This window comes from Rhodococcus baikonurensis (assembly GCF_040489275.1).
Classification (GTDB): Bacteria; Actinomycetota; Actinomycetes; order Mycobacteriales; family Mycobacteriaceae; genus Rhodococcus_F; species Rhodococcus_F baikonurensis.
On record NZ_JBEUOQ010000002.1, the window covers coordinates 292,093 to 314,974 of the forward strand.

General features: G+C 62.1%; 23 protein-coding genes. 12 read left to right on the plus strand and 11 right to left on the minus strand.

Annotation, left to right across the window (positions count from 1 at the left end; genetic code table 11):
• Positions 1–36 precede the first annotated feature (36 nt).
• From cobF to ABWI03_RS05585, 4 genes are all read left to right on the plus strand, one after another.
• On the plus strand, positions 37–777 hold the full coding sequence (cobF, locus tag ABWI03_RS05570; protein ID WP_298777396.1) for a precorrin-6A synthase (deacetylating): 741 nt from the start codon (positions 37–39) through the stop codon (positions 775–777).
• A gap of 75 nt (positions 778–852) precedes the next feature.
• Positions 853–2,019 (plus strand): GGDEF domain-containing protein, encoded by a 1,167-nt coding sequence (locus ABWI03_RS05575; RefSeq protein ID WP_298777398.1) that lies wholly within the window; start codon positions 853–855, stop codon positions 2,017–2,019.
• A 43-nt stretch (positions 2,020–2,062) separates the two neighbouring features.
• On the plus strand, positions 2,063–3,238 hold the full coding sequence (locus tag ABWI03_RS05580) for a GGDEF domain-containing protein (protein ID WP_298777400.1): 1,176 nt from the start codon (positions 2,063–2,065) through the stop codon (positions 3,236–3,238).
• 40 nt (positions 3,239–3,278) lie between these two features.
• Positions 3,279–4,145 (plus strand): Fpg/Nei family DNA glycosylase, encoded by an 867-nt coding sequence (locus tag ABWI03_RS05585; RefSeq protein WP_200316312.1) that lies wholly within the window; start codon positions 3,279–3,281, stop codon positions 4,143–4,145.
• Here ABWI03_RS05585 and ABWI03_RS05590 read toward each other — a convergent pair.
• Complete coding sequence (locus tag ABWI03_RS05590; RefSeq protein ID WP_095971105.1) at positions 4,138–5,013, minus strand: LysR family transcriptional regulator; 876 nt, start codon at positions 5,011–5,013, stop codon at positions 4,138–4,140. The genes ABWI03_RS05585 and ABWI03_RS05590 overlap by 8 nt on opposite strands.
• Positions 5,014–5,085: 72 nt before the next feature.
• Here ABWI03_RS05590 and ABWI03_RS05595 point away from each other — a divergent pair, with 72 nt between their 5' ends.
• A complete protein-coding gene (locus ABWI03_RS05595; RefSeq protein WP_298777407.1) occupies positions 5,086–6,318 on the plus strand; it encodes an MFS transporter in 1,233 nt (410 codons plus the stop codon).
• A 28-nt stretch (positions 6,319–6,346) separates the two neighbouring features.
• Here the strand turns inward: ABWI03_RS05595 and ABWI03_RS05600 are convergent, their stop codons facing one another.
• From ABWI03_RS05600 to ABWI03_RS05625, 6 genes are all read right to left on the minus strand, one after another.
• On the minus strand, positions 6,347–7,126 hold the full coding sequence (locus tag ABWI03_RS05600) for a DUF427 domain-containing protein (RefSeq protein ID WP_298777408.1): 780 nt from the start codon (positions 7,124–7,126) through the stop codon (positions 6,347–6,349).
• A 57-nt stretch (positions 7,127–7,183) separates the two neighbouring features.
• Positions 7,184–7,636, minus strand: coding sequence for a nitroreductase/quinone reductase family protein (locus ABWI03_RS05605; protein WP_234036838.1), 453 nt, complete (start codon positions 7,634–7,636; stop codon positions 7,184–7,186).
• A gap of 223 nt (positions 7,637–7,859) precedes the next feature.
• Positions 7,860–9,710 carry a DEAD/DEAH box helicase family protein gene (locus tag ABWI03_RS05610; RefSeq protein ID WP_298777412.1) on the minus strand — a complete coding sequence of 617 codons (1,851 nt, stop codon included), beginning with the start codon at positions 9,708–9,710 and terminating at the stop codon, positions 7,860–7,862.
• Positions 9,710–10,576 (minus strand): SDR family oxidoreductase, encoded by an 867-nt coding sequence (locus ABWI03_RS05615; protein WP_298777414.1) that lies wholly within the window; start codon positions 10,574–10,576, stop codon positions 9,710–9,712. The genes ABWI03_RS05610 and ABWI03_RS05615 overlap by 1 nt, the downstream gene beginning before the upstream one ends.
• Before the next feature lie 59 nt (positions 10,577–10,635).
• On the minus strand, positions 10,636–11,538 hold the full coding sequence (locus ABWI03_RS05620; protein ID WP_095971099.1) for a dihydrodipicolinate synthase family protein: 903 nt from the start codon (positions 11,536–11,538) through the stop codon (positions 10,636–10,638).
• 33 nt (positions 11,539–11,571) lie between these two features.
• Positions 11,572–12,357, minus strand: coding sequence for an aldolase (locus ABWI03_RS05625; protein WP_200316299.1), 786 nt, complete (start codon positions 12,355–12,357; stop codon positions 11,572–11,574).
• Positions 12,358–12,523: 166 nt separating this feature from the next.
• On the opposite strand from ABWI03_RS05625, the gene ABWI03_RS05630 reads away from it, so the two are divergent.
• The gene (locus tag ABWI03_RS05630) at positions 12,524–13,114 is read left to right on the plus strand and encodes a helix-turn-helix domain-containing protein (RefSeq protein WP_298777415.1); all 591 of its coding nucleotides are present in this window, start codon (positions 12,524–12,526) and stop codon (positions 13,112–13,114) included.
• Entirely contained in the window at positions 13,111–13,536 is a 426-nt protein-coding gene (locus ABWI03_RS05635; RefSeq protein WP_095971096.1) for a hypothetical protein, read from the plus strand. Before ABWI03_RS05630 ends, ABWI03_RS05635 begins: the two co-directional genes overlap by 4 nt.
• 7 nt (positions 13,537–13,543) lie before the next feature.
• On the opposite strand, the gene ABWI03_RS05640 is transcribed toward ABWI03_RS05635, so the two are convergent.
• Genes ABWI03_RS05640 through ABWI03_RS05650 form a run of 3 tightly spaced genes read right to left on the minus strand, consistent with a single transcriptional unit; the run spans position 13,544 to position 17,981 of the window.
• Complete coding sequence (locus tag ABWI03_RS05640; RefSeq protein ID WP_298777416.1) at positions 13,544–15,016, minus strand: carboxylesterase/lipase family protein; 1,473 nt, start codon at positions 15,014–15,016, stop codon at positions 13,544–13,546.
• Positions 15,013–16,542, minus strand: a complete 1,530-nt coding sequence (locus ABWI03_RS05645) for a carboxylesterase/lipase family protein (protein WP_298777417.1) — start codon at positions 16,540–16,542, stop codon at positions 15,013–15,015. The genes ABWI03_RS05640 and ABWI03_RS05645 overlap by 4 nt, the downstream gene beginning before the upstream one ends.
• 29 nt (positions 16,543–16,571) lie before the next feature.
• Positions 16,572–17,981, minus strand: a complete 1,410-nt coding sequence (locus ABWI03_RS05650; protein WP_298777822.1) for a dihydrolipoyl dehydrogenase family protein — start codon at positions 17,979–17,981, stop codon at positions 16,572–16,574.
• Between the two features lie 82 nt (positions 17,982–18,063).
• Between ABWI03_RS05650 and ABWI03_RS05655 the strand changes: the two genes are divergently transcribed.
• Both ABWI03_RS05655 and ABWI03_RS05660 read left to right on the plus strand, forming a co-directional pair.
• On the plus strand, positions 18,064–18,816 hold the full coding sequence (locus tag ABWI03_RS05655; RefSeq protein WP_296552562.1) for an SDR family oxidoreductase: 753 nt from the start codon (positions 18,064–18,066) through the stop codon (positions 18,814–18,816).
• Positions 18,816–20,138: an NAD(P)/FAD-dependent oxidoreductase gene (locus tag ABWI03_RS05660; protein ID WP_166809443.1), complete on the plus strand. Its 1,323-nt coding sequence runs from the start codon at positions 18,816–18,818 to the stop codon at positions 20,136–20,138. The genes ABWI03_RS05655 and ABWI03_RS05660 overlap by 1 nt, the downstream gene beginning before the upstream one ends.
• Positions 20,139–20,141: 3 nt before the next feature.
• On the opposite strand, the gene ABWI03_RS05665 is transcribed toward ABWI03_RS05660, so the two are convergent.
• Complete coding sequence (locus ABWI03_RS05665; RefSeq protein WP_095971091.1) at positions 20,142–20,645, minus strand: COG4315 family predicted lipoprotein; 504 nt, start codon at positions 20,643–20,645, stop codon at positions 20,142–20,144.
• A gap of 123 nt (positions 20,646–20,768) precedes the next feature.
• Here ABWI03_RS05665 and ABWI03_RS05670 point away from each other — a divergent pair, with 123 nt between their 5' ends.
• The 3 genes from ABWI03_RS05670 to ABWI03_RS05680 are packed head-to-tail and all read left to right on the plus strand — an operon-like array spanning position 20,769 to position 22,870.
• Positions 20,769–21,239 carry a MarR family winged helix-turn-helix transcriptional regulator gene (locus ABWI03_RS05670; protein WP_124567468.1) on the plus strand — a complete coding sequence of 157 codons (471 nt, stop codon included), beginning with the start codon at positions 20,769–20,771 and terminating at the stop codon, positions 21,237–21,239.
• A 1-nt stretch (position 21,240) separates the two neighbouring features.
• The gene (locus tag ABWI03_RS05675; RefSeq protein WP_298777424.1) at positions 21,241–22,092 is read left to right on the plus strand and encodes an ABC transporter ATP-binding protein; all 852 of its coding nucleotides are present in this window, start codon (positions 21,241–21,243) and stop codon (positions 22,090–22,092) included.
• Positions 22,052–22,870: an ABC transporter permease gene (locus ABWI03_RS05680; protein WP_095971088.1), complete on the plus strand. Its 819-nt coding sequence runs from the start codon at positions 22,052–22,054 to the stop codon at positions 22,868–22,870. Before ABWI03_RS05675 ends, ABWI03_RS05680 begins: the two co-directional genes overlap by 41 nt.
• The last annotated feature ends 12 nt before the right edge of the window (positions 22,871–22,882 follow it).

Genomic DNA, 22,882 nt, shown 5'->3' on the forward strand with positions numbered 1-22,882 from the left:
GGTTAATAAAGGCGCACAGCAATATAGCCTCGGCACATGCGCGAACTCTTGGTGATCGGTATCGGTGCTGGTGATCCCGACCAGGTGACTGTCCAGGCGATCAAGGCCATGAACAGGGCCGATACCTTCTTCATCATCGGAAAGGGTGACGAGAAGCAGGCTCTGGTCGACCTGCGAACCGGAATCCTCGACGAACACGTTCACCTCGACTACAAGGTGGTCGAGATCACGGACCCACCGCGGGATCGAACCCCGACCGATTACGAAGGTGTCGTCGAGGACTGGCACGAGCGCAGGGCAGCGAAATTCGAAGCGGAATTCGCGGCCGAACCTGGAGTCGGCGCCATTCTCGTCTGGGGTGACCCGTCCCTCTACGACAGCACTCTGCGGATCGTCGAGCGCGTGCTCGCTCGCGGGAAAGTGTCGTTCGATTACTCCGTCATCCCGGGAATCACGAGTGTGCAGTCGTTGGCTGCACAACACCGAATCGTCCTGAACCGAATCGGCGAACCGATCCACATCACGACCGGCCGCAAACTGGCCGAGGGCTTGCCCGACGGAGTGGACAACGCCATCGTCATGCTCGACGCGCATTGCACGTTTACTCAGGTGAGCGAAGACGAAGCCGAAATCTGGTGGGGCGCGTACCTCGGAACCTCGGACGAGGAGCTGATTTCCGGCAACCTGCGTGAGGTCGAAGATCGGATCGTCGCGCGCCGGGCGGAGTTGCGTGAGAAGCACGGCTGGATCATGGATACGTACCTCCTTCGGCGCTGACAACCGGCCGCGGATTGCACATTCGATCCTGCGCTCTTGAGCCCCGACGACGGTCTGCGCACCTATGATCTGCGCATGACATCGTTCGGGCCGGACCGACTGCAGTCGATTCTGCCCGCGCCTCGTGGCCGTGAAAAGTCAGCTGTGAAGTCGGCCTTCGGCCTTCTCGTCCAGTGGTATCGGCGTCCTGATCAATTCGACAGTTTCAATCGATACCTCGCCACGAAGGGCCTCGAGCTAGCTGTTCGGTTGCTGGTAATCGGCTCCCTGACGACGGTCATCATCGCGATGACCATGTTGCGCTTCAGCGACGCAGGCGTTCACAGCCATGTCACCAGCGTCGTCAACGCCGTGATCATCGCCGCCACGGGCGCGGTGATCGTGCTCTTCTGCCTTCTGCTCGAAATCACACGACGGTGGTCGTATTTTTTCGTCGCCTACTGCGAGGTCGGCGTATTCGTCGGCGTGTTCCTCAACAGCGATCCGTTCATCGGCTTGATCCAGTGTGTGCTCTTCGTGTTGATCGGCGGTTACATCGCCTACTTCCACAACGCCCGACTCCAGGCGTTCCACATGGTGTTCTCCATCGTGGTGCTGGCATTGATCGGCCGAAAGGTCGCGATCTACGCGGATCCTGCGCTGGCCACGGCGCTCTGTCTGATCATCGCAACCGGGATCGTGGTCATTCCGTTCGCCTGCCAGTTCGTCCTCTCTCTTCTCGGATCCGACGCCGACAGTTCGGATGTCGATCCGTTGACCGGCCTGCTGAATCGTCGTGGGCTGCAGCGAGCTGTTGTCGAAATGGGAGCGACTGGACGTGCGTCGAGCAAATCTTCGTATGTCGTCGCAATCGTCGATGTCGATTCGTTCAAGACCGTCAACGACTCGCACGGGCACGAAGAAGGCGATCTCGTCCTCCGCCAGATTGCTGATCGACTGCGATGGTGCGGCAGCGAGAACGCGCTCTTCGCCAGGTTCGGTGGGGACGAGTTCGTCTTGGTGGACACGATCGACGTCGGGGCAGCGCCTGCTTTCGAGGACAGTCTGCGAAGACACTTGCGAATCGACGACCGTGATCCGGCGGTGACAACCAGCGTCGGAGTTGCGATCACCTCCGCCGAATGGTCTTCGATTATTTCCGACGAGGAGTTGACGGACCTGTTTCGAGTAGCAGACGCCTCGATGTATCGCGCGAAGGCCGCCGGCGGCGATCAGGTTGTGATGTGGGACGGCAAACAGTGAGAATTGTCTGATTGCGGGGAGTTGACTGGATTACCCTGACCTTATGGAATCTGCCGAGAGTGTGGAGCGAACGGACGCCGTCGCGTCGCACCGACCGCTCTCGGCCTCTGCGTTCCGCCTGATCTCGTCTCAACTGGCTGATTGGTATCGGCGGCCGGACCAATTCGACACCTTCAATCGTTATCTCGCGGACAAAGGGCTGACCGTCGCTTCGCGGTTTCTTGTCGTCTGCTCGTTGGTGCTGGTCACCGTCATCATGTTCCTGACTCGCTTCAGTCCACAGGGGCCGACCAGTCCCCATGCACGCACCGCGAATACCGTCATCATCGTCGTCACTGTGATCATGGCCGTCGCCCTCTCGACGAGGCGTAATCTCTCCCGTTCCTGGTCGTACGCGTTCGTGCTCTATTCGGAGGTGGGAATAGCGGCCGCAATGCTGTTGTACTCCAACCCACTTGCGGCACTGGCACATGCCGTGATGTTCTCGGTGATCGGCGGTTACATCGCGTTCTTCCACAATGCTCGGATGCAGACCCTGCACATGGTGTGGGTATTCGTCGTTGTCATCGGAATCGTGACACGCATTTCCGTTGTCCGAAACTATTCTGATGTTCCGGTTCTGGTTGCGTTGGTAGTACTGGTCGGCGCGGCGATCTACGTGATTCCCTTTGCCTGTCAGTTCGTTTTCTCCATCCTCGGCACCGACGCGCTGAATTCGCAATTGGACCCGCTAACTGGACTGCTCAACAGGAGGGGACTGGCCGACGAAGTACGACTGTTGCTGGAGAAGTCGTACACGCACCCGGCGCTCTTGGTTGTCGCTGCGGTCGACATCAATCGATTCAAGGCCATCAACGACGAGTACGGACACACCGTCGGCGACGCTGTGATCGAGAAAGTCGGCGCGAGACTGGTCGAATGTGCCGGCCCGACAGCGTTGATCGCACGGATCGGCGGCGACGAGTTCGTCATCGTCGATTCGGTCGATCAACGCTCGATCGATCGACTCGCGCACGAACTTCGACACTCGACGATTACGTCCTACGATCATCCCGCCGTAGCCATGAGCGTCGGAATCGCGAAGATCGCAGGGCCTTTCGAATCATCGGAAGGTGCGCTGGTCGCTTACCCGACTCTGCTGCGACGAGCGGATCGGGCGATGTACTCCGCGAAGGCACGCGGTGGGCACTCGGTGGTTCTGCATACCGAAACGGACTGAGCGCACTGTGTGTGTCCGTGGTCGGCGTTAGTCTGTTGCCATGCCTGAACTACCCGAGGTGGAAGCGCTGGCAGGGTTCCTTCGTCAGCACGCGGTAGGCGCGGTGGTGGGACGCGTCGACATCGCTGCACTGAGTGTGCTCAAGACCTTCGATCCGCCGATCACTGCTCTGCAGGGGCGCGATGTGACGGGCGCTGCCCGCTTCGGAAAGCATCTGGCCCTCGATTGCGACGGATTGTGGTTGGTCACGCATCTCTCCAGAGCAGGGTGGATGCGCTGGCTCGACAATCCGTCGGCAACACCGCCGAAGCCCGGCAAGGGGCCGTTGGCGCTGCGCATTCATTTCTTCACACCTGAAGGGTTGACGCCGGCATTCGATCTCACCGAGGCAGGTACCAAGAAGCGCCTCGCCGTCTGGGTGGTGAACGATCCGCAGGAGGTTCCGGGAATCGCCAGACTGGGGCCGGACGCGATGGCTGTGACCGAAGCGGAGTTCGCAGAGATTCTGGGCGGAACCTCGGCGCGGATCAAGAACTCGATAGTCGATCAGTCGTTGATCGCAGGCATCGGGAACGCCTACTCGGACGAGATTCTTCACACCGCGAAACTCTCGCCCTTCGCGACCTCGTCGCGGCTGACGCCGGAACAGATTTCGGTGCTGTATGCCGTGATGCGATCAACACTTGCCGACGCGATCGAGCGTTCGGAAGGCCAGGACGCGGCCAGGCTCAAAGGTGAGAAACGCTCGGGGATGCGAGTACATGCTCGCACCGGACTTCCCTGCCCGGTGTGCGGTGATGTCGTACGCGAAGTCTCGTTCGCGGAGCGTTCTTTTCAGTACTGCGCGACGTGTCAGACTGGCGGTAAGCCGTTGGCGGACAGGCGAATGTCGAAATTACTCAAGTAGTGAATTGCGCGGCGAGCAGTTCGACGAATTCGCGAGCGAGTGCCGACGAATGGGCTGGTTCGGTGATGGCGTGGACGATCCGATGCGGTGCGTCGGTGATGGGAATGCAGACCAGTTCGGGATGTGGAGCGCTCATGGACTGGGGGAGCAAGCCGACGCCCAGGCCGTTGGCGGTCAGTGAACAGATCAGGTCCACGGAGTTGGCTTCGAGCGTTTTTCCGCGAGGAACTTGTGATTCGGCGAACGCCTGATCGGTCTGGACGCGAGCCTCGCTGCCGGAGGCGAAGTCCACGAGAGTGTGATCTCGTAAGTCTTCGAGCCTGATCGACGAGGCCTGGGCGAAGGGATGGTCGGGAGCAACAAACGCCGCGGTGGGTTCACTCCACAACGGCGCGGCGGCAAAGCTCTTGGGTAGGCGACCTGCGGCCAATCCGACGATGCCGACGTCGATTGCGCCGGACCGGACTCCTTCGATAACTACTTCACTGCCGTAGGGCCGCACGGTGACGTTGATGGCGGGATGCCGACGCGTCAGATCTGCCAGGGCGCGGCCGACGTCGACGCGCCCGGCCGAGGTGATGGTGCCCACCGTCAGTCGCACTTGCTCGTTGCTCTGCGCCGAGACGTCGCTGACCAGCCTCGACATGGCACCGAGCACTTCACGAGAGCGGGCAACAAAAACCTCGCCGGCGGCGGTCAGTCCGACGTTTCGACTGTTCCGGTTGAACAGTTCCACTCCCAGTTCCTTCTCGAGGTCTCGGATCTGGGCACTCAGGGCGGACTGGGAAACGTGCAACCGCGCGGCCGCTCGGCTGAAATGTCTGTCTTCCGCAACGGCGAGGGCGTAGCGGATGTGACGTAGTTCCATTGGACCAATCTATCGTTTCTGGAGATAGATCATGCATATCTATCTATTGGACGCGCGTCGGTGTGGGCGGTCATGCTTGACGACATGATTTCAAGCGACGCGCGTCCGAGGCTCGGACTACCCATAGTGCTGCTGATGGCTGCCGCGACGGGCCTGTGCGCGGGCGGTAACTATTTCAATCAGCCACTCCTCGATTCCATCGCGGATCACCTGAATGTGTCGGCCTCCGCAGCGGCCGCGACGGTGACCATCGCACAGGTCGCGTATGCACTCGGATTGATACTTCTGGTTCCGGTAGGCGACATGGTGGACCGACGCAAGCTGACGGTAGGGCTCATGCTGTTGGCGGCGACCGGTCAAGCGGTCAGCGGATTTGCACCCAACTTTGCCACGCTGGCAGTGGGAATCGCAGTCGCTGGAGTCTTTTCGGTCGCTGCCCAGGTGCTGATTCCGTTCGCCGCCTCACTGGCCGAACCTGAGAGGTCCGGTCAGGTGGTCGGCACGATCATGAGCGGGCTGCTGATCGGAATCCTGTTGGCGCGCAGCGTTGCCGGCGTGCTCTCCGGACTGGGAGGTTGGTCGACGGTCTACAAGGTGGCGGCGGTGTTGATGGTGGTGATGGCCGTCGCATTGTGGCGATCTCTGCCTTCCGATTCCGCAGATCGACCGAAGGCCGGTTACGGCGCCACGCTTGCTTCGGTAGGGAAGTTGGCTGCGACCTTGCCACGCCTGAGAACCCGATCGGCCATGGGCGGGTTGGCTTTTGCTGCTGTCAGCACCGTCTTCACGACGATGGCCTTTCTTCTCTCCAGCGAGTTCGGCTACAGCGACACTCAAATCGGCTTGGTCGGACTACTCGGTGTGGCGGGAGCATTGATGGCGACGGTGGCGGGCAGACTGGCCGATCGGGGATTGGGTCAGGTGGCGACCGGCGGCGCTATTGCGATTCTCTTGGTGTCGTGGCTTCCCTTTGTCGCCGGTGCCACGCACGTGGTGTGGTTTCTCGTCGCCATCGTTCTTGCCGATCTCGCACTGCAGGGAGTGCACGTCAGCAACCAGAACGTCATCTATGCCCTTGTCCCCGAAGCGCGTTCGCGTGTGAACTCGGTGTACATGACCACCTACTTCGTCGGTGCTGCGGTGGGCTCGGCAGTGGGGTCGGTGGTGTGGAAGTCGTACGGATGGACTGGAGTCTGCATCGCCGGGTTGGTCTTCTCCGTCGCAACGGCGTTGGTGTGGATGCACGATCGCCGGTTGGAGACGGCCGAACTACTGGTCCCGGAATCCCCTGTCGCGGTGGGATAGGCACCCACTCCTTCTCGGCTCCCGCCTCTCAGATTTCGGCACCGTCCACCAGGATCTTGCCGACGCGTTCGGGATAGAACGACACGTGGTCGTCGATCCCGGACGCTTCGTCGGTACTGAACGGATAGAACCACGCCAGATCCTCGATCGGAGCGAGTTCGCTTGTGCCGGTGAACGACAGATACGATGCAGTGCCCTTGTAGGGGCAGGCCGTGGTGGTCGGCGACGGCGCAAAGTGCTCGCTGCGAACGTCGATTCTCGGAATGTAGTACTGCGTGGGCAGACCGGTTTCGAAGAGCAGTCTGGGTCGTGTCGTCTCGGCGACCAGGACGTCGCCGACGAAAACCTCGACGTGGCGGGACGAGGGGAGTGCGTCGATACGTACGTATGGATCGCGGGCGTGGACGAAGACCTGTTGATCCTCCTCGTACCAGGCGTCCATGCGATCCCAGTAGAACGCGACGTACTCACTCAGGTCCAAGGAACCGTCGAACTGTTCGGGATATGACCACACGGCGTCCTCGGCGCGGTGATCCCCGATTTCGATGTTCCAGTACGTCGCGTCACCCTTCCACGGGCAATGAGTGGTCGTCGACGTCGGAACGAGAAATTCGGTGCGAACATCGGCGAGGGGGATGTAGTACATCGGCAGGCGACCGCGCTCGAACAGATACACCGAACCAGTGGTGTCTGCGATGGCGTGACCAGCGAAGAACGCTCGAATTCGGCGAGGATTGGGTTCCAGTGCGATCCGCCCGTTGGAGGCTTTGGTCTGTGCGTCTACTGCGTGAGTCAGTGCTGTGGACATGCGCGAATGCTCCTGAGATCGGCAGGGTGGTCCTTCCCATCCTGCGCCTGGCAGCAGCTATTTGACAGGTTGGAGTCGAAATACGCGGATCTGGCGCCCGAATGCTCGATCGGCGTAGGTTTCGTACGGCGGCCACGTGGTGGTCGCGAGTTCCCACAGCTTCTTACGCGTGGCGCCCTCCGCCAGACTCGCACCGACCGGTATTTCAACGCCCTTCACCGTCACGATCGCGGCGGGGTTTGCCATCAAGTTGAGTGTCCACGCTGGATGCGTATCCTGCCCCCAGTTGGATCCGACGACGACAAAGGCATCGCCGTCCGGTGCGTACAGAAGGGGTGTGGTGCGAGAACGGCCCGTCTTACGGCCCGTCGTGGTGAGCAGTAGCTGAGTCACGGTGTTCTCTCCGACAAGTGAGAGTTTGCCACCCGACACCTTCTGTACCGCCCGATCGAGCGGAACCAGATCCTTCCCGAGATCCGAGAACCATTGTGTATGGCCGACATTGCGCATCAATGAACGGTAGATATTGCGCATCGGACCTCTCGCTTTCTCGGCACTGTTTCGGGATCGGGCCTGCCGACCTCGAAACAGTGTGCCACGCCGCGTCACAGATATCTGAGTCCCAAAGTCCCAAAAGGAAGGAAGCGGTCAAGCGAATTCGGTTTCAGTGAAGCGGAATTGGGGCAAAACTCCGAAACCGTTCGTCTGTGCCCATTGGATGCCGAGTGGATGGTCAGGGATCTGACGTCAAGACGTCAGGCTCGAGCCACTCGACGCCGAGCAATTCGGACAGTGAACGCAGTCCGGATCGATCGCCGCCCTTCAGACCGGTCACGGAATTGAGATTGCGCAGCATGACGGTGGCGACGTCCTCTTCCTTGGTGCCCACGCCGAAGGGTATGACCCACGGACACGTCTGGTAGTCGCGATGTGACCGACCGAATGTCTGTTCTGCCGCGATTCCCGAGTATCGAGGCTGATGAAAGATCCCCGTCCGTGGCAGCGAGGACGCGTGAGTGCCGTCGGGGAGCGCTTCGTTGGCGTGCAGCGAAATCGAGGTCGTGACATTGAAGACGATGACCGGTGCGTCCCCGCGTTGAAACCGCAGACGCTGACCCTCCTTGTCCGGCACTGCGCCGAACAGTTTTGCCACAGAGATCCCGGCGTCTTCGATCATCTCGACCAGTGGATCGCCTGCCGTGGAGACGAATTCGACAGCAACCAACACCTGCTTGCCCGCCTTGACCTGGGCCTGCGCCCACTGTGCCGTCGACTCGGCGCGAATCATTCCCGCTTTCTGTCGATAGCGGAGAACCAGCGCACGGCCCCGCGCAACGTTGCGGCTCTTACGAGCCAATCCCATTTCGTAGGCGTACTCCGCCCATTCGGTCTCGTACTCGGCGCGCTGGGCATGGGTGAGGTCGATGGGCATACCGTCGAGCGGAACCGGCCCCCACGGAGTCGGCCGATGAATCATCAAGGGCGGTGTACTGTTCGACATCCACCCGCGCACGGTCTCGAGCGCCTGAGATTGCAGTGCCGGTGATTCCTTCGCCTCTGCGCTCCACGTCCACTTCCCGTAGGACTTGTCCAGTGGCAGGCCGGACTCGACAAGCCTGGCACCCAGGTCGGACCAGTACTCCGAAGGTTCTGAATGCAGCTGCGCAAAAAGTGGTGCCAGGTAACGCTGATCTGCCGGCGTATGTCCCGGAGTTGCCGTCACGGACAGGACGAACGGAGCCTGCTCGTGCGCATTAGAAAAGCGTGCGACCTTCTCGAATGCAGCCGTGCGCTGTGTGTCGTTGCTGTACAGCTGGGCTTCGTCCGCAATGACCACGCCGAACGTGTACTTGGGACGGCCGTTTCGTGCAATCAGCTTCTTCAATTGGTCCGGCGACATGATCAGCCAACGGAATCCGCCGTCGCCCACCGAGGCGATGGAATAGCGCCAATGCGGAATGGTGATCTGTGCTGGCCGATCGACAAGGACGAGGATGTTGGTTTCGCCGCGCTCTTCGGCAATTGTCTTGGCCGACATCACCGCGATCAGCGTTTTTCCCAGACCGGCATTGTCGGCCAACAGAAATCCGCGTTTGCCGGAGCGTGCAGCGGCGACAACAGCCTCCGCCCCCGAAACCTGCTCGGGCCGAGGAGTTTTGGCGGCGGCAACCGGACGCTCCCCGATGCTGTCATTGATGTCGTCCTCGACCCACTGCTGATACGAGAACGGGAGTGCCTTGAACGGTGCGAGTTCTGCGGGCAGATCAGCACCTACCCACGCGTAGCTCTTCCACTTCTTGACGAACTGCGCACCAGGGGCCGGCGTTCGGAAGGGAACGTCGAGGAGCCAGACTCGTTCACCAGGACCGGCTGTCGGAACCTCCGGCATCGCCGCGCGTGACCTTTTCTTCGCGACAGTCTTGGTGGCGGTCTTCTTGGCCGTGCTCTTTTTCGGTGCTGCTTTTTTCGGGGCGGCCTTCCTGGGTGAAGCCTTCTTGGGTGAAGCCTTCTTGGGTGAAGCCTTCTTGGGTGAAGCCTTCTTTGCGGCAGCCTTGCGTGCCGTGGTTGCTTTGCGTGGCGGCATCAGGCGATATCGAGCTGCGCCGTGAGGAATTCACGCAATGTGAGCGGCGGTCTGCCGACAAGGTCCTCCACTGTGGTCGTGATCAGAGCCAACTCGCCCTGCGCGATCGCGGTGTACGTCGACACCCAAGCGTCGAGCTCCCAAGCGGGCGCGTTGTACGACGCCCGCGACTCGTAGGCTTCCTCGAGCGTTTCCTCGACATACGTGGTCCGCTTGCCGGTGACTTCGGTGATGATGCTCGCGGCCTCGGAGAGCGTCAGTGCCTCCCGTCCGGTCAGGTTGTACGTCTGTCCGACATGAGAATCCAGATCCTGCAGAACCGACACAGCGACTGCAGCAATGTCGGACCGCGCTACCGCGCCGACGAGACCATCCCCTGCGGGTCCGCGGATCACACCGTCTTCACCGGCGAGAGCGGGTAGGAAATCGAGGTAGAAGCTGTCGCGCAGGAAGGTGAATGCGAGTCCGGAAGCGCGGATATGTTCTTCGGTGACCCAGTGATCGCGAGCGAGGGTGAACGTCGCGTCCGGGGCGGCGCCGAGGAAAGACGTGTAGACGATGTGCCTGACCCCGGCTGCCGCTGCAGCGTCGATGAAGGTGCGGTGCTGAACCAGGCGATCTGCGCTTTCGGCCGCCGAGACCATGAAGAGGGTGTCGATTCCGGCCAGAGCCGCGAGAGCGCGCTCCTGATCCCCGTACGTGGTCTCGGCCGAATCGGCACCGGCGAGCTGCGGTAATCGGTTGACCGACCGTGCGATCAGCCGCTGCGGGACACCGGCGTCCGCCAACGACTGGGCCACCAGTCCGCCGATATGACCGGTAGCGCCGGTGACGGCGATCCTCGCAGACCGTGAATCTACGGACATGGTGCCCCTCCTTCGGTCGGTGTGCATCCCATCTTGCCGGAACCCACTCCCACCTCAGGTCACGACGCGACGATTACACCGCGAGCCACCGACAGAGCGTCGGACAAAGCTGTCCTCGTGCCGTCGTCGAGTGGAAGGAGAGGCCGACGGGGAAGGCCGGCGTCGACGCCGAGAAATTCCAACCCGGCTTTGACCGTCGACGGCAGTCCGCGACTGACGAGGACCTTCAGGAGTGGCTCGATCTGTTCGAACACGGCGCCGGCGCCCGACCGATCACCGGCCTCGAGGAGACGCCAGAAGTGCACAACCTGTTCGGGTGCCAGGCACGGCGCTGCCGTGCACCATCCGCTTGCGCCGGCAGAGAAAGATTGCAGTGCAAGAGGATTGCTGCCGTTGAAGAAGGGGATCGTGCCACCGCCCAGTTCGTTGATGCGGTTCATCCTGGTGATGTCGCCGGTGGATTCCTTGATCATCGTGATGCCGTCGACGGTGGAGACGAGATCGACGAGAAACTCCGGCGACATGTCGATGCCGGTGGTTGCCGGATTGTTGTAGATCATCGTCGGAATGTCGACGGAATCGGCGACCGCAGTGACGTGTTCACGAATCTCCTGCTCACCCAGATGCCAGTACGACGTGGGGAGGATCATCATTGCGTCGGCGCCTGCGTCTGCCGCGATCGATGCTCGGCGGAGTGCTCCCGCCGTCGTCAGATCCGACACTCCGACGACGGTGGGGACTCGGCGGTCGACGTAGTCGACAGTTTCCCGAGCGACCGTCTCCCACTCTGCATCGTCGAGATAGGCGCTCTCGCCGGTACTGCCGAGAGGGGCTATCGCGTCGACACCATTGCTGATCATGCTGTCGAGGAGCGTGTGTAGCGGCTTGGGATCGAAGGCTCCGGTGTCCCGGTCGAACGGGGTGATGGGATAGGCGACGATTCCCTTGATGGTGCTGCTCATGAGGTTCTCTGTTCTGTTGGGGAGAAACGAAATTCAGTTGGTCAGCGTGTCTGGATGATTGCGGAGAGCACGGCGGGCGTAGTACGCGAAGTTCGCCTCGCTGCGCCGAGGAGTCAGCGTCCAATCGTGTGCCTCTTTCGCCAGGCGAGGCGGTAGCGGCTTGATGTCACCGGCAGCCATCGCCAGCAACTGCAGCCGCGCGGCCCGTTCGATCAGATGCCCGAGGGAACATGCCTCTTCGACGGTATTGCCGACGACGAGTTGGCCGTGGTGGGCGAGCAGAATTGCTCGCTTGTCTCCGAGTGCAGCCGAAATGATCTCGCCCTCCTCGTTTCCCACGGGAACTCCGGGCCAGTCGGCGAGAAATGCGCAGTCGTCGTAGAGGGGAGCAATGTCCATCTGTGATACGACGAGGGGAATCTCGAGCATCGACAATGCCGTCGCGTGCAGTGGGTGCGTGTGGACGATGCAGTTCACGTCGGGCCGCGCGCGGTAGATCCAGCTGTGGAATCTGTTGGCCGGATTCGGCATTCCCTGGCCGTCGAGGACCTCGAGATCCTCGTTGACGAGCAGGAGGTTGTCCTCGGTGATTTCGTCGAACCCGAGGCCGAGTCGCTGGGTGACGAATGTGCCGGGTTGCTCACCGCGGGCGGAGATCTGGCCGGCGAGGCCGGAATCGTGGCCGGCGTCCGACAGTGCCCTGCAGGTCAGTGCGATCTTCTGTCGAAGGGTCCAGCTACCTGTGGCGACTTCGGTGAGCATCTTCGTTTCGGCGGTGGCCATGAGTTCTTGCTTGCTCGCCTGCATCGTGTCGGTCATGGGGTGTGCCTTTCTCGGGATCCGGGTGGGAAGACATTAAGTCACCTATAGGACACAAAGTGTCATATAAGACGGAATTGCGCAACCCTTGACTTGTTCGGCACTGATTGCCGCAGGTCAATGTGTTGGTAGGGTGATGACACAAAGTCTCGTGAGAGGATTTCGAATGGCAGCGTTTTTGCGAACACATCGGCGTCGCGCCGGTCTGACGCTCGAGGGGTTGGCCGAGCAGACCGGTCTGACGAAGAGTTACCTCTCGAAGGTCGAGAGGGGCATCAGTACACCGTCGATCGCGGTGGCGCTCAAGATTGCGCGCGTGCTCGATGCCGATGTGGGACAACTGTTCTCGGACAGCATGGAGGGCAATGTCATGACGATCGCGCGCGCCAAGGATCGCGTTATCGACCAGGCTTTCTCGGCCGAGTCCTCGGTCTACGATCCGATCGCTCCCGCTCTGGTCGGAAAGGCCATGCAGCCGTTCGTAGTTCACCCCGCCTCGGTGATGGGCCCGAAGTTCATGGATCACACGGGAGAGGAGTTCGTGTTCGTGCACTCCGGTTCCGTCGAATTCGAAATTCCCGGGCAGACGATTCACCTCGACGCCGGTGACAGTCTCTACTTCGACGCGAATACGCCACACCGGATGCGGTCGGTGTCGGATGGTGGTGCGACGGTGCTTGTCGTCGTCTACGACACGCCTTCGACTGGATCACCCAGCGGTGACTCTCTGGAAGCTCACTGCGGGGTGAGCAGATGATGCTCGGGATCGACACGTCACTGACGCTGCTCGCGGCCGGTCTGATCTTCCTGCTCTCGCTGTGCCTGGGAATCTGGAAGTACCGACAGATGGCCACCTCGGACAATCACCTCGCGCATCCGTATGTCGACATCGCGCACCGTGCGGCTCTGATGTATTCGTTCGCAACACTGTTGATCGCGGTGTTCGTCGAACTCAGTGTGTGGCCGACGTGGATCAATCTGACCAGTGCAGCAGTGGTCGTGTTCTTCTTTCTCGCAGCGATATTCAGCTATATCGCGCACGGTGCGATGAAAGACACCGACAACCAGTTCGAGTCTGCCGGTCCGCCGCTGCATCTCGGAATGATTCTGCTGATTCTCGGTGAGGTCGGCGGATTCGCGGTCCTGCTGGCAGGTTTCGTGAAGGGCCAGTTCTTCTGATCGGACTTCAGCGTCGGTGCTCGTAACCGATCCAGGCTCGTCGACGCTCACCCATCGGGTCGTCCTCCAGCCGGGACGTCTCGTCGAAGATCATCGTTTGCCGCTTCGGCACGGAGTAGGCGGGCCAATCCAGGTCCGGCGCTCCGTGACGGGCGAAATGAATCCAGTGGCGCTGGACGGTGGAGGTCACTGCAGCCAGTCCGCGCCGGCCACCGACCGCGGTCAGGGCCGCGGTGAGTGCGTCCGAACGTCCGAAGACGGCAAGCAATTCGGTGGCATGGGTGGCGTTCATGCCGATGAGTCTGAGCAGTCGCGGCGCAAAATCGTAGCGGTAGCTGTAGGTCGGAGCTACCTGGCAATGGCCCTGTGCGCACAGTATTGCCGGTTCCCAGAACGTGATGTCGCCGCCGAGATCGGCGGCAGCGAAACGATGCGGATATGTCGGGTAGGCCGCAAGCGCGCGCTCTTTCACCTCCGGTGAGGTGTGGGAGAACATCTTCTCGATACGAACCGGGTTGGTAGGCAAGATGTCGAGAACGCGCGGAAAGATCCGCCCCTCATGGAGATTCGAACCGACGAGCAGCGGAACGGGGTGGGCGCGTCCGGCGGCGAATACGTCGAGCGGGTGTTCGGGAAGGACATCGTCACCCACTACAGGGGCGAATGCCCGCGTTCCCGGTTCTTCGTCCGCGCCGCGTCGCGCAAGTTCTTCGCCGGCATCGACCAGTTCCCTCACCGAAGCGGAACGCAGCCACGAGGCCGGATCGGTTGCCGGTGCGTGTGCGATCTCGAGGAACTCGCGCGCCCACCGATGCGCTCGATCTTTTCCGTATGCCGAAGCAGCCGGGGGACTTTGAGCGATTGCCCGGGCGAACAAACCTTCGGCCGCCGGCGTTGCCATCAGAGTTGTCACCGCGTTTGCGCCGGATGATTCACCGAACACGGTGACAGCATCCGGATCACCACCGAACGCAGCGATGTTCCGCTGGACCCACTCCAGTGCGGCAATCTGATCGCGCAATCCAAGATTCGTCTCGAACACTTCTTCGGCAGTGGAGTATTCGCTGAAATCGAGGTAACCCAGTGCGCCCAGCCGGTACTGGACAGAAACGTAGACGATGTCGCCCCGCTCGACCAGAGTCGTTCCGCGATACATGGGCGTTGACGGATTCCCGCCGTTGTACGCGCCGCCGTGAATGAAGACCATGACCGGTCGCAGCGAATCCGAAGGGGACTGCGGGGCCACGACGTTGACGAAGAGCGAGTTCTCGTCGAAGTTGCTCTTACGCTGCGGAGACGGAGAACCGAATGTTTCCGCCGGGCGGACTCCATCCCAGGCCTCTACAGCCTGTGGCGCGCGAAATCTCCAGGGGCCGATCGGGGGAGCAGCGTAGGGGATAGCCCGCCAAGTGCGCAGCCCTCGATCGACGCGACCGCGCACGACTCCGGAATCGAGAGTGATCTCGAGAGAGCTCGTCACGGTAGAGAGATGTCGGTGCCGTGGCTACGGTAACCGCTGTATCCGGCCCAGGCCAAGCGTTGTTCACGCCTCGGGTCGTTCTCGACGCGCACGATCTGATCGAAGATCATGGTCGGGCGCTGCTGTGCGTCGTACCGTGGCCACGATCCGCGCGGAACCCCGTGCTTGGCGAAGTGAAGCCAGTGTCCCTGAACGGATTCGGTGACTGCCCGCAATCCTCGCCGACCGCCGGGAAGAGTGAGACCGCGACCGATCACGGTGTCACCGATACCGAAGACCGCGAACATCTCGAATCCGTGAGTGGCGTCGAGGCCGAGCCAGCGCATCATCGTCGGAGCAAAGTCGAACCGGTAGGCGTACGTCGGCGCCGATTGCGCGTGAGCCTGCATCAACTCCACGGAAGGGTGCCAGAACGTGACGTCGCCGCCGACGTCGATCGCGGACTGCTCGTCCGGATATCCGGGATAGGTTGCGAGGATGCGTTTTCCGGCCTCGGGATCGGTGAGGGCGAACATGGTGTCGATGCGCGACGGGTTGGTCGGGAGCGCGTCGAGCACCTTCGGGAACAGCGTTCCCTCCCGCCTGTTGGTTCCGATGATCATCGGAACCCGGTGTGCCGATCCTTCTTTGAAGGCATCCAAGGGCGCGCGCGGCAGGAAGTCGCCGTCGACGACGGGCCCGAAGGGATGCAGTCCGGGCGTGTTCGCCAGCACCTCGGCGCCGAGTTTGCTGCCCGCTCGGCCCAATTCGACGGCTGTCGCCGAGGTCAAAGCTTTCGCGGGTGGTAGTCCGGAATTGAGAATCTCGACGAAACGTGCACCCCAGGCGTGCGATCGCTGCGTGCTCGAGACCAGGTCCGGAGCCGAACTCTCGGCGATGGCACCAGCGAACAGTCCCTTGGCAGCCGGTGTAGCCATCAAGGTGGTGACGGCAGTGGCTCCGGCGGATTCACCGAAGATCGTGACTTTTTCGGGATCCCCACCGAAGGCGGCGATGTTGCGTTGCACCCACTGCAGGGCCGCGACTTGATCGCGCAGTCCGAGGTTGGAATCGAATGCCCGCTCGGCCGTTGAGAAGGGTGTGAAATCGAGGTACCCCAGAGCACCGAGGCGGTAGTTGATCGAGACGTAGACGACGTTGCCGCGTTCGACGAGGGACACGCCGGAGTACAGGCCGGTGGCGGAGGTTCCGATGGTGTTCGCCCCGCCGTGGATGAAAACCATGACGGGGAGCGGCGTACTGCCGGTGTTCGCCGGAGCGAGCACGTTGAGTGTCAGGCAGTCCTCGCTACTGGGCTGGTACTTCCCTGGCGCGAGCAACAGCCCCTTCTTGTGTTGGACCGAGGCGTCGCCGAACCTGGTCGCGTCGCGTTCTCCGGTCCACGGCGTGACGGGCTGAGGCCGCGTCAGACGCAGCGTTCCGACCGGTGGCCGAGCGTAGGGAATTCCGCGCCAGGCACGAAGTTTTCCCACCCGGCGGCCGCGCAGGGTGCCGTCGGCCGTGGTCACAAGTATGTCGGACGCCATGTCGCGACTATACGTACTTCGGGAGCGCGTCAGCGGCGAGCCTCCAGTAGTCGAAGCCAGACCTCACTGACCGTCGGATACGAGGGCACAGCATGCCAGAGAGTTTCCAACGGTACGGCGCCGACAACCGCGATTGTCGCCGCGTGCACCAGCTCCGATACTTCGGGTCCGGCAAAGGTGGCGCCGAGGATCACGTCGGTGGCCTTGTCGATCACCAACTTCGCGCGTCCCGAGTAGTCGTCGCGCAGCAGCGACGATCCCGCGACGGCGAGTTCGATCTCCACGACTTCGACGTCGTAGCCGTCGGCGCGAGCTGTCTTCTCGGTGCGCCCCACCCAGGCGATCTCGGGTGAGGTGAACACCACCTGGGGCACCTGTCCGTTGTCTGCCGAGGCCGTGTATCGAGGTCCCCGCAGTCCGCGACTCTCGGCCCGCGCGGCGATGACATCTCCGCAGACTCTCGCCTGATACTTGCCCATGTGAGTGAGGGGAGAACGACCGTTGATGTCGCCGACGGCGTAGAGCCATTCACCTTGGGCACAGAGGTGATCGTCGGTGGTGACGTACTTGCCGTCCTCGAGGCCGATGACGGACAAGCCGAGCTCGGCAGATGTCGGCCCGCGGCCCGCCGCGACGATGACCTCGTCGACCTCGATCACACCGGAAGAGGTCTCGATGCTGGCAGTTCCACCGTGGATGTAGCCCTCACCGGTGTCCTTGGCATCGCGTCGCGACACCGAGTTGACCGCGGTGCTCAGTCGAACGTCCACCCCGCGGGCGCCGAGTGCTTCGGCCACCATCGTTCCGGCAAACGGTTCCGCCGATTTCAACAGCGCATCGCCCCTCACGAGCAGTGTCACGTGAGCGCCGAACGACGACAACCACGTTGCGCACTCCGTAGCGACAACTCCGCCGCCGATGACCGCCACGCGCGACGGAACTTCGTGCAGATTGGTCGCATCGCGAGAAGTCCACGGGAGTGCCTCTCGCAACCCCGGCGTCGTCGGGACAGTGGCAGTAGTGCCGGTCGCGAGTACAACGGCCTGGCGGGCGCGGAGTTTGCGGGTCCCGTCGACGGTCACGGCCCGCTCACCGTCGATCACCCCGTGGCCTCTGATCACGGTGATCCCGACTGAGGTGGCCCAGTCGACCTGGGACGAATCGTCGTGGTTGTGGGTGAACGAGTCACGCCGTTTCAGGACGGCCTCGACGTCGAGCGGTCCGGCTGGAATTCCCGGTAATGCCTCGGCCGCCTCGAGGACCTGCCCTGGACGCAACAGCGCCTTGCTCGGCATACAAGCCCAATACGAGCATTCACCACCGACCAGTTCGTGTTCCACGATTGCGGCGGTGCGATTGCTTCCGGCGATGGCGTATGCAGCGGCGTTCTCGCCGGCGGGCCCACCGCCGATCACGATGACATCGAATTCGTCGGTCATGGCTCCACGGTATGCCGGATCGGTCCGAGTTCGCTCGGTTACTGCCGGGTACGAGAGCTCGATGGTGGCTACAGTTGCACCCATGACGCGGCAGAAGATTTTGATCACGGGTGCCAGTTCGGGTCTCGGGGAGGAGATGGCCAGGAGATTTGCCGCAGCAGGTCGCGACCTCGCACTGTGTGCCCGGCGGACCGATCGTCTCGACTCGCTGCGTGAGGAGTTGGTCGCGCAGTACCCCTCGATCAGCGTCGCGGTACGCGAACTCGATGTGACCGAACACGATTCCGTCGTCCGAGTTTTCGGCGAACTGCGCGACGAGTTGGGTGGCCTGGACCGAGTGATCGTGAACGCCGGACTCGGCAAGGGCGCGAAGATCGGCACCGGCAAAGCGCACGCCAATCTCGCAACAGCCCAGACGAATTTTGTCGGTGCGCTTTCGCAGTGTGAAGCGGCACTCGAGATCTTCCGCGCGCAGGACGCCGGACACCTGGTTCTCGTCTCCTCGATCAGCGCGGATCGAGGGCTACCCGGGTCAAAGGCGGCCTACTCGGCCAGCAAAGCCGGGGTAGCGGCTCTCGGTGAGGCGCTCAGTATCGAGTTGTCGCGCACACCTATTCGGGTCACCACCTTGCTGCCGGGGTTCATCAAGACCGACATGTCGGCCGGCGCGGGCGACGACGCGGCACTCATGGCGAGTTTGGACGAAGGCGTCAGCGCCATGGTCGACGCCATCGAGAAGGAAACCACTAGAGCGGCGCTACCCGGCCTCAAGTGGCAGGGAATAGATGCGGCCCTACGATTCCTGCCCAACTCCGTGACAGCGAGGTTCGTCTGATGAGCATCCACATTTCGAACGGTAAGCCCCGGGTAGTGATCGTCGGTGGCGGCTTCGGTGGGTTGTACGCGGCTAGACGACTCAAGAAGGCCGACGTCGAGGTGGTTCTGATCGACCGGGGAACCAGCCATGTCTTCCAGCCACTGCTTTACCAGTGCGCTACGGGTCTGCTCTCCGAAGGACAGATCGCGAGTCCGCTGCGTCATCTGCTCGAGGACAACAAGAACACGAACGTCGTGCTGGGCGAGGCGAAGTCGGTCGACGCGGACGCCGGGGTACTGACTGCCAGTCGTTTCGACGGTTCCACCTTCGAGCTGCCGTACGACTACCTGATCGTGGCGGCCGGAATGCGGCAGTCGTACCACGGCCAGGACGAGTTCATCAAATGGGCGCCCGGCATGAAAACGCTCGACGACGCTTTGGCCATCAGGCGCAGTCTCATTGCCGCGTTCGAGATGGCGGAATCGCTCCCGACGGCGGAGGAGCGTCGACCGTGGCTGACCTTCGCCGTGGCGGGCGGTGGGCCGACCGGAGTCGAATTGGCCGGACAGATCCGTGAATTGGCAATGCACGCTCTGACCAACGAGTTTCGGTCCATCGACCCGGACGAAGCGCGGGTGCTGCTTTTCCACGGGGACGATCGTGTGTTGCCCTCGTTCAGTCGCAAGCTCTCGGCCGCAGCCAAACGCACTCTCGACGGGATCGGCGTCGAGACGCACCTCGGTGTGCATGTCACCGATGTGTGCGAGACCAGCATCGAGACGACGGACAAGAAGACAAAAGAGAAGCGGCAGTACGAGACTCGGACGATTCTGTGGACCGCAGGCGTCGAAGCAGTGCCGTTCGCCGAGGCCCTGGCCACTGCGCTGGGTGTGAAGCAGGTCGGCGGTGGCCGCATCGAAGTGGAAGCCGATCTGACCGTCCCCGGGCACCCCAACGTCTACGTGGTGGGCGATCTCATGTCTCGGGACAAACTTGCCGGTGTCGCCGAGGTGGCGATGCAGGGCGGTCGGCACGCCGGGGCCCGGATCGCGGCAACCGTCGAGAACGGTGTACCCAGCCGAAAACCATTCAAGTACCGCGATCTTGGAACTGCGGCCTACATTTCACGTCGCCATGCGTTGCTGCAGGCAGGGCCGGTCCAGTTGTCCGGGTTCATCGGGTGGGTGTCCTGGGGAATCATCCACATCGCGTTCCTCGCCGGGTTCCGCAACCGCGCCAGCACGGTGCTGAACTGGGGCGCGACCCTGGCGTCGAAAACCCGTCGGGAACGGGCAATCACGTACGGCGACCCCGAAACCGCTCGGCAGCCGTACAACTGAGGGCTACTCGGTTTTGAACACGGGGTTCCCGGCGGCGTCGATCATCCACCACAGGCTGCCGACGCTCTGCCCGAGCATGTCGCCGGGAACCTTGTCGTCGAGGTACCGATAAACGGGCTTGCCGTTGACGGTGATCTGGAAGGATCCCTCCGGCCCGTCGACGGTGCTGATGACAGCGTCGATTCCTTCGACGATGGGTGAGTCGGTGACCGAGGTGACCGCAGGCCAGTATCGAAGGCACGCTTCGTCACACGAACCGGCTTGTGAGTTCTCCTCGTCCGGGTTGTAGACGTAGACGGTCATGCCTTCGCCGTCGACGGCGATCGTCCCGAGCGGGGAGTCGGCGGTCTTCAGCAGGGGCGCATCAGCGGCAGCGGGTGGCGACAGCGACGTTGAAATGGCAGTGACGTTGTCTGCGCTGTCCCCGGAATCGAGGGCGTCGGGCGAGCAACCGGTGAGGACGAGGGCGGTACTCGCAACCGTCGCGAACAACCACTGTCTGCGCATGACGTCTCCGTTCTGGGCGGGAGTGCTCGGGGCAAGCAGTCGGGGATACCCGGTGAAGGCGAGCTGAAAACGCTGGTCGATTGTTGCCTCGACAATAGCTCTGTTACAGAGCTATTGTGAGGAGTGGATGAATTCGGAGCAGATCTTGCGGACGACGTCCTGGAAACGCTCGGTCAATTGCGCCGGGGCACCAGGAAGGCGTCGGGGCGGCCGTTTGCAGAACGACCGCTCGGAGGAGCCCAGATCGAACTCGTCAGGCTGCTACGACGCAACCCGGGTCTGTCTGTGGCCGAGGCTGCCGGGCGATTGGGTGTTGCGGCAAACACGGTGTCCACCTTGGTTCGGCAGCTGGTCGACGAAGGAGTGATCGAACGCGTTGCCGACGAGTCCGATCGACGCGTCGCGCGATTGGTGCTCTCGGACGAGGCGCGCGCCCGCGTCGAAGTGTGGCGCGATCGCCGGAGCGTGATCGTCGGCCAGGCATTGTCGAGTCTGACCGAGGAAGACAGGGCGAGTATCGAGGCTGCGCTTCCGGCCCTGTCGCGATTGGCGAGCGCTCTGGCAGCAGCCGGATCAGAAGGCGAGGGGCAGTGAGATGCTGACACAGTGGTGGAAGAGCCGAGCGGCAGGTTCACCTGACCCCGGCGCACACGCGGTCGAGATCGACTCGGTGACATACAAGTTCGGTGATCACCGTGCGGTGGACAACCTGAGTCTGGTTGTCAACGCGGGGGAGTGCTTCGGCCTGCTCGGTCCCAACGGTGCAGGAAAGACGACGACGATCAGATTGCTCAACACGTTACTTCCTCTGCAAGACGGTGACATTCGAATTCTCGGTCGCTCCGTTCGTACCGAAGCGATGGCGATTCGGCGCTACCTCGGGTACGTGCCACAACAGCTCTCGATCGAAAGCGCGTTGACCGCACGCGAGAACGTGACCTGGTTCGCGCGCTTGTACGACGTTCCGCGGTCCGAACGACGCGAGCGCGTCGACCAAGCGCTCGAGATGGTGGATCTGCTCGATGCAGGTGATCGTCTCGCGTCGAGTTTCTCCGGCGGTATGGTGCGAAGGCTCGAACTTGCGCAGGCACTGGTGAACCGACCGTCGCTGCTGGTACTCGACGAACCGACGGTGGGGCTGGATCCCATTGCCCGCGAATCCGTCTGGCAGCGCGTGACGGAGATGCAGAAGCAGTACGGCATGACTGTCCTGCTCACCACGCACTACATGGAAGAAGCCGAGGAGCTCTGTGATCGTGTTGCGTTGATGCATCACGGTGAACTTCGTGCAGTGGGCGAGCCGAGCGCGTTGGCCGCCGAACTGGGGCCGGAGTCCACTCTCGAAGACGTGTTCCGTCATTACACCGGCGACGACCTCACCGGCGACACGTCAGGAGGCCTCCGCGATGTCCGCACTGCCCGTCGCACAGCGCGCCGCTTGGGCTGATCCCACTACCAACGGCTTTGCCCGATTGCTCTCGAGAATTTACACATTCTGCCTCGTGGAAGTTCAGAAGTTGCGGCACGACCGATCTGAATTGGTCACGCGCGCAATCCAGCCGATCCTCTGGTTGGTGATCTTCGGTCAGACGTTCAGTCATATCAGAGCCATCCCGACTGGCGACGTACCGTATCTCGACTTTCTCGCGCCGGGCATCATTGCGCAGTCCGCTCTTTTTGTTGCGATCTTCTACGGAATCCAGATCATCTGGGAGCGTGATGCAGGAGTCCTCACCAAGTTGATGGTCACACCGACGCCGCGCGCTGCATTGGTGACCGGTAAGGCATTCGCCGCCGGGATCCGCGCGGTAGCCCAGGCCGTGGTCGTAGTCGTCGTGGCGGCACTGTTGGGCGTGAGCATGACGTGGAATCCGATCAAGCTGCTCGGCGTCGTGGCCGTCGTTGTCCTCGGCTCCGCGTTCTTCGCCTGTCTGTCGGTTGCGATCGCGGGGATCGTGCTCAAACGAGATCGATTGATGGGCATCGGGCAGGCAATCACCATGCCACTGTTCTTTGCGTCCAATGCGCTCTACCCGGTCGAACTCATGCCGACGTGGGTTCAGTGGCTCAGCCGCATCAACCCGCTGAGCTACGAGGTGTCGGCACTGCGCGGTCTGCTGATCGGAATGCCGACCAACTACCTCGTCGACTTCGGCGTGCTGATCGGGGCGGCGCTGCTCGGAATCGTCACCGCCTCGGCACTATTGGGCCGGTTGACTCGCTGATAGTCACGCTGG